This window comes from Campylobacter concisus, assembly GCF_002912425.1.
Lineage (GTDB): Bacteria > Campylobacterota > Campylobacteria > Campylobacterales > Campylobacteraceae > Campylobacter_A > Campylobacter_A concisus_AH.
Map to the genome: position 1 here is coordinate 1 of NZ_POYR01000153.1, position 6,408 is coordinate 6,408.

Here is a 6,408-nt window from a genome sequence, read left to right on the forward strand (position 1 = left end):
GGCGAGAAATGATTAGATAGCTAGGTCGGATTATATCCGGCCTAGTTTTTAAAGGGAGAAAGTTTATTAAAATATATAAATTGCTCCAAGAACGATAAATGCTCTTAGGCAAAAACCGCCGATTAAAACACCATATTCATTATATACACAGCTTTTAACGCCTTCGCTACATCCGCATACTGCTCCGTCTTTTGTTACGCCACATCTTTGTAGCATAAATTTACTGCCACCAATTAACGGCAGTGCAAGACCAAGCACTATAAAACCTATCCAAAACATCGGCGCTAGAGAGCCTGATACTATTTTAGTTATGCTAGCCATGCCAGCAGCTTCGTTTCTAACGCTTGCAAATAGCATTAATAGGGCAAAAATTTCAAGTGCCACCAAAATAGTGTGAAATTTATGTGACTCATGGCTCAAAACGCCACCACCACTTAGCACAGATATAGCGTTTGCGCTAAGGCCTGTTGATATGGCTGAGATAGTAAATAGTATCGGTAGCCATATGCTTGCCCAAAGTGGGATCGCTTTTACTACATATAAAAGTAGTCCAGTATAACCCATCACTCCAAGCGCTAGCAGTGAGCCAAAGCTAAGCATCATATCGCAAATTTTAGCGCCTTTTTTAACTTGTAAAAGCACGAGCACGCTAACTATTATGAAAAATGTTAGAAGATATGTGCCGATACTCATTATAGAAACTGGTCTTGTGTAAAGACCTATGATCTTAGCTGGATTGATCGCTGCGCTTGGTGCTAGGTCAAATAGCAAAAGTGCAGTTCCAACTATAACCGCTATTGGCGCTAGCAAAAATCCAAATTTATAAAATTTCTCATCGAGCTTGCCCAAAAAGCCTTTGTAGGCTAAAGCCGAGCACAAAAACGCCCCAGCACCTAAACCACCTAAAAAGAGATATATGACTATGAGCCATCCCCAAGTTGTTTGTTCCATTATCTATCCTTTAACTCTTAAAAGTTAGAAGAGCTCTTGACTGCTCTATCTCGTTTTCAAGATATAAATTTAAAAAATCAGCAAAGCTCACATAAGCTTCTAAATTTGTAGCTTCCTTACAGCGAGAGCTAAATTTATAAAACCACTCAAACGGATGAGTGCGGATGAAGTCATATTTTTTATGTAAAATTTCATCCATTTTCTCTTTTTCGTCTGTTTGTAAGGCATTAAAACTTAGAAAGTAAAGGTATTGCAGCTCGTATCCGATGAAGTCATCTGGAAATTTATCAAACTGCTCTTTACTAAGTTTTAGCCCAGAGCTCTCATAAAAGCCACGCACTTGTATAGTCTTCTCGCCAAACATCGTTTTATAATCAAAATAAACCGACTCATATGGCTCAGCTTTTGGGTGTCTTGGCCCTACAAATAGCCTATTAAATTCATATCTTAGCTCGTCTAGCAAATTTAGATCATCTTTGCACTTATTTAGCCAAAGTATGAAGTTGTGATTTTTAAATTTATCACTAAAATTAAAGCTTAGGCTTATGAGCTCATCTAAATTTTGCTCTCTAAGCTCTACTAAGAAAAATCGCCTTAAAAAGTCTTCAACACTAAGGCTAACGCTAAGCTTTTCTTTGACCTTATCCATCTTTTACTCTTTAATGTATGAATTCATTTCGCTTCATTCTTGGATAAAAGCGGATATTTGGCTTGGTAAAGAAGTGTTTAAAGCCTGGCATCTCTTTTTGCATACCAGCACTGTCGCTGACGTTGCTATCAACTAGTTTTAGTACTCCACACGGACAGCCTGCTACACAAGCTGGCTCTTCACCGCGCTCAAGTTTTTCAGCGCAGAGATTGCACTTTTGAGCTTTACCGTCTTTGCCTTTTGTGATAGAGCCGTAAGGGCAAGCCAACAAGCAGTATCCACAGCCTATGCACTTATCATGAAGTGGCTGTACGACTCCATTTTCTAGCTTGATATAAGCCCCAACTGGGCAGACATCCATACAGGCTGGCTCATCGCAGTGGTGGCAAGAGTGAGTTATAAATATCTCTTTTTCTATGCCATCTTCATGTATCATAAGACCATCAACATGTCTCCAGTTTATATCTGGATCTTGGTTGTGATAGACTTGACATGAAATTTCACAAGCCTTGCAGCCTATACAAAAGTTATAATCAAATAAAAATCCTTGTTTTCTTTTCATCTTAGACCCCTTTACATCTCTTGTTTAGCTGCTTTTTTTACTTCACAAAAGCTAGCTGTATAAGTTGAGCCATTTCCTAGATCACTAACGCCATCAGAGCAAAGTATGTTTGCTCCAGTTCTTGATTTTGTCACTTTTACCCAGATGTTGTTCCACGCATAGACTATGCCTGGGTTCATTTGATTTGTCTCGACTGCTGTAAAGACGGCTGTACCTTTTTCGTTTGTTGCCTCAACTGTATCTCCGTTTTTGATACCGCGTGCTTCCATATCTTCACGTGTCATAAATAGCTCAGCATTGCCCTTAACGATAACCCTTTTTAAGATATAAGGCATATTTCCCCAGTTTGAGTTGTCTTGGAGCTGAGTACCTGGCGTCATGAAATAAAGCGGATATTTCTTAAGATAGTCTTTTCCAAATTTATTGCTCTTTTCATAGTAGTCCCAGTCAGTTTCAAGGTCTATTACTGGATGATATCCTGCGTCTTTAAAGGTTCGTGAGTAAAGCTCGCATTTTCCACTCTTTGTGCCAAATACTAGTTTGTCTTTTGGCGCATAAGGGTAGTATGGGAACTGATCTTTCATCGTTTCAGGCGTTCTAAATGGCTTGATCCAGCCGACTGATTTTAGTTTTTCATAGGTGATGTTTTGTTTTTTGGCAAATTCTGTATCCAAAAAGCGTCTGCAAACCGTTTCACTATCCCAGTTAAAGCACTCTTCTGTATAGCCCATCGCTTTTGCAAGAGCGTTGAAGAACTCTAAATTTGTCTTAGCTTCGCCAAGAGGTTTTACACTTTGAGCGTTGTAGCAGACGTATCCAGAAATTTGGTCGTTTTGGATATCCTCACTCTCCATAAATGTAACACCAGGTAGAACATAGTCAGCATAGTCACAGGTATCTGTTTCGTAAGGATCAATTACAACCAAAAAGAAGTCATCGTCCATTACACGCTTTTTGATCAAATTTGTATTTGGTGCTGTTACCATTAAATTTGAGTTGTAGTTGATGCATGCTCTAATGACCGTGTTTATAGGCTTATCAAGATATGTTGGATTTTCTTTTTGTATGCCTTTGCCAAATTCTATATAGCTTATTTGCTGTCTTTCTATCTTTTTGCCATCTTTATCTTTTGGAGAAAGATCTGGCATGCAGTTGTCGAAATTAAAGCAGCCTTTTACATGCACATACGCCCAAAATAGTCCGCCACCAAGCTTTGTCAAGGCGCCAGTTAAAACTGGTAAAAATGTAACCGCACGAACAAGTCTTGCTCCGTTAAAGTGTCTTTGTCCGCCGTCGCCGTGCATGATAGCTGGTGCTTTTGCGTGAGCGTACTCTCTGGCAAAAACTTTGATCTGATCCACACTTGCTCCGCACATCTCAGATAGCTCGCCATAGGTGTAGAGTGAGCACTCGTGTACTAGATCTTCAAAGCCAGTGGTATATTTTTCTACAAATTCATGATCATATAGATCTTCTTCTATCAAAAATTTGCAGACCGCTAGACAAAATGCAGGGTCACTAGATGGTTTTAGCTGGATAAACATATCAGCTTGGTTTGCAAGAGGAATTCTTATCGTATTTATAACGATGATCTTTCCGCCTCTTTTTTTAACACGGTGAGCAAATCTTATCCAGTGTACGGCTGTGTAAGCTTCGTTTGATCCCCAGCTAATGTACATATCACTCTCATCGATCTCAAGTGCATCTTTTGAGAAGTCGGTACCTATAACGCTAGGAGTACCCGCGTATCTTGGCCAGTCACAAGGGTTTCTAACAAGTCTTGTGGCTCCACATTTTTCAAAGAAATTTCCTGGTGCGATAGTTTTTGAGATATGTCCCTCGTTGCCAGAGTAGACAAACTCAGTCAAAGCCTCGCCGCCAAATTTCTCTTTTATCTCAGTTAGCTTTGCAGCTATCTCTTTTAAGGCTTGATCCCAGCTTATCTTCTCCCATTTTCCCTCGCCTTTTTTACCGACTCTTTTCATAGGGTGCATGATGCGGTCAGCGTTATACAGGTGCATGGCATAGGTGTGGCCCTTGACGCAGACTGTGCCTTGCGTTAGAGGGTGTTTTGGATCGCCTTTTATGCTTACCATTTTGCCGTCTTTGATCTCAGCGATCATCGAACAGGCATCACGGCAGTTTCTAGGACAGGTTAGGTAGTGGTACTCTACATTTTCCTCGTTCTTATAGGATTTTGGGTTAAAATCCACCTCAAATTGCTCCATACCAAATAGGCTAGGAGCTGTTCCAGCTGCTGCCAGAGCTGCTCCCGTGCCTTTTAGGAAAGAACGTCTTTGCATGTTTTCTCCTTAAATTTGATGGCTATTTCATCTCAAAGATAAAAACTTTATTCTCTTTGCCTTCTCGTGAGAAGATGTAAAATTTATTATCTTTGATCGCTAATGCTCTTGGGTTATTTACCCCACTAAAACTAAATGCCTCGTCTATCTCTTTGGTGGTCAAATTTAACTTTAAAATAGTTGAGAAATTTTTGCTTAAAAGATAGAGCGCATCAGGCTCTACGTCGATGCCGGTAATGTAGTAGTTGTTTAAATTTCTACCCTCTTTTAGCTCTAAATTTGCTCCAGCTTTTGGCATAAATTCTTCTAAGATCATCTTGTCGTCACCATCAAATATAGCCACACTCCAGTAGTCTCTAACGTCATTTGGTACGCTAGCTGTGAAAAATTTATTCTCGCTTTCTAAGTAGTCCCATCCTAAGATGTACTGCTGTTTTGATCTAATGGTAGAAAATCTACCCTTGTTACCAAGGTCGTTTAGCTTCCACGCGTCATATCCAGCTAATAGGTGCCTCCACTGGCTATTTTGCTCATCTTTACTAAGGTTGCTAGCTGGCTCATAAAATACAAAAGTTTTGTTATAACTTATCATGCCAAGCTCTTTTTTATACCAAGTAGCTCCAACTGTTGCTTCCATTTCCATTATAAAATGGCGGTCATGTTTAGCATAACTTAGTGGCTTTAAATTTTCATCTGCGATGTAAAATTCATTGTCGTTTGAGACAATGGCAAAGTGCTTTTTGCTCTCATCGTAGTCGGCTCCAGTTATTGCATTATCATTTTGCAAATTTAGAGTGAGCGTATCTTTAAGGCCTAGCTCCTTTACGTTTTGGATCGCTCCTTTTTTACTATCCATGTCAAAGTTAAACCCAAAAGCAAGGCTTGCCAATGCGACAAAAAATATTAGCTTTTTCATCTTTGACTCCTTACTTTGCTAGGTCTGGAAGCTCAGGGTTCCAGTCAAATCTAAAATCAAGCGAGCTATCCCAGTGGTCTTTCTCCCAGAACCATTTTGAAGGATCGATACTCATCCTTGGTGGTGTGCTAGATCCTAGATATGGTGGTGGACCAGAAGCTATAAAGGCTTGAACGCAGTTTGCAAGTATGATCACGATAAAGACTAAATTTGCAAATTTGCCAAGCGGCAAGTAGCTTAGAAAGTCGCCATATTCGCCATTTGAGCTTTTTTGCATTATAAGGCCCAAATTTTTGCTAAACAAAAATATAAAAGCCAAAAATATGATCACACAAAAATCAACAACCATAACCCAAAACTGAGTGTGGGCACCTAAAATTTCAAGGCCAAAACCTTGTTTGATGTCAAGATAGCCGCCAAATGTTCCATCTAGGCTGTAGTGGATAAAGCCGTTAAATATGCCCCAGCAAGCCATTAGTAAAAGTGCTGCCAGATAGCCAGGCTTTAGTCCGTACCTGATGATGAAAAGCGCTATTAGGCTAATAGCTATCATCGTGATCCTCTCGGCCCAGCACATTACGCAAGGGTTATCACCTAGCCCAAAGCCAAGTACTAAGCAGGCGATACCAACTGGAAGTGCCACAAGAGCAGTGATGGCTAGTGACATAAGGTTGAAAAAGCCTTGTTCGTTTGCTGGGATTTCATTTTGTTTCGTTTGCATCTTGCCCTCCTAAAAGTTGCCTATTGGCAAGACTACCCATAAATTTACGTAAAATTCTAGTGCAACTAGTATTACGCACCCCAAAGCCATACAGGACGTTGCTATTTTCTTCATTTGTGGCTTTATGTATAAGATAAGCCCACTAATCAGAAATAGCGTCAAAATTAGAAATTCCATTTTGAGCTCCCAATTTGTAAATTTTCAACTACAAGCATGCTTATCTGAGAAAAATAATATAACTATAATTATTAAATTTATATTAAAATATATATTTTTATAGCTAATTTTTACTTTATATAATAAAAA

The 6,408-nt window shown here is 39.5% G+C and carries 6 protein-coding genes; all 6 read right to left on the bottom strand.

Going from position 1 to position 6,408, the window contains the following annotated elements; genetic code table 11:
- Window positions 1-66: 66 nt before the first annotated feature.
- Genes nrfD through CYP84_RS08500 form a run of 6 tightly spaced genes read right to left on the bottom strand, consistent with a single transcriptional unit; the run spans window position 67 to window position 6,102 of the window.
- Window positions 67-951 carry an NrfD/PsrC family molybdoenzyme membrane anchor subunit gene (gene nrfD, locus CYP84_RS08475; RefSeq protein ID WP_103637261.1) on the bottom strand — a complete coding sequence of 295 codons (885 nt, stop codon included), beginning with the start codon at window positions 949-951 and terminating at the stop codon, window positions 67-69.
- A gap of 10 nt (window positions 952-961) precedes the next feature.
- Complete coding sequence (locus CYP84_RS08480) at window positions 962-1,600, bottom strand: TorD/DmsD family molecular chaperone (RefSeq protein ID WP_103637262.1); 639 nt, start codon at window positions 1,598-1,600, stop codon at window positions 962-964.
- 10 nt (window positions 1,601-1,610) lie between these two features.
- Window positions 1,611-2,162, bottom strand: coding sequence for a 4Fe-4S dicluster domain-containing protein (locus tag CYP84_RS08485; RefSeq protein WP_103637263.1), 552 nt, complete (start codon window positions 2,160-2,162; stop codon window positions 1,611-1,613).
- An 11-nt stretch (window positions 2,163-2,173) separates the two neighbouring features.
- The gene (locus tag CYP84_RS08490) at window positions 2,174-4,465 is read right to left on the bottom strand and encodes a molybdopterin-containing oxidoreductase family protein (RefSeq protein ID WP_103637264.1); all 2,292 of its coding nucleotides are present in this window, start codon (window positions 4,463-4,465) and stop codon (window positions 2,174-2,176) included.
- A gap of 22 nt (window positions 4,466-4,487) precedes the next feature.
- Window positions 4,488-5,381, bottom strand: coding sequence for a hypothetical protein (locus tag CYP84_RS08495; RefSeq protein WP_103637265.1), 894 nt, complete (start codon window positions 5,379-5,381; stop codon window positions 4,488-4,490).
- A 10-nt stretch (window positions 5,382-5,391) separates the two neighbouring features.
- Window positions 5,392-6,102: a disulfide bond formation protein B gene (locus tag CYP84_RS08500; RefSeq protein ID WP_103637266.1), complete on the bottom strand. Its 711-nt coding sequence runs from the start codon at window positions 6,100-6,102 to the stop codon at window positions 5,392-5,394.
- Window positions 6,103-6,408 lie beyond the last annotated feature (306 nt).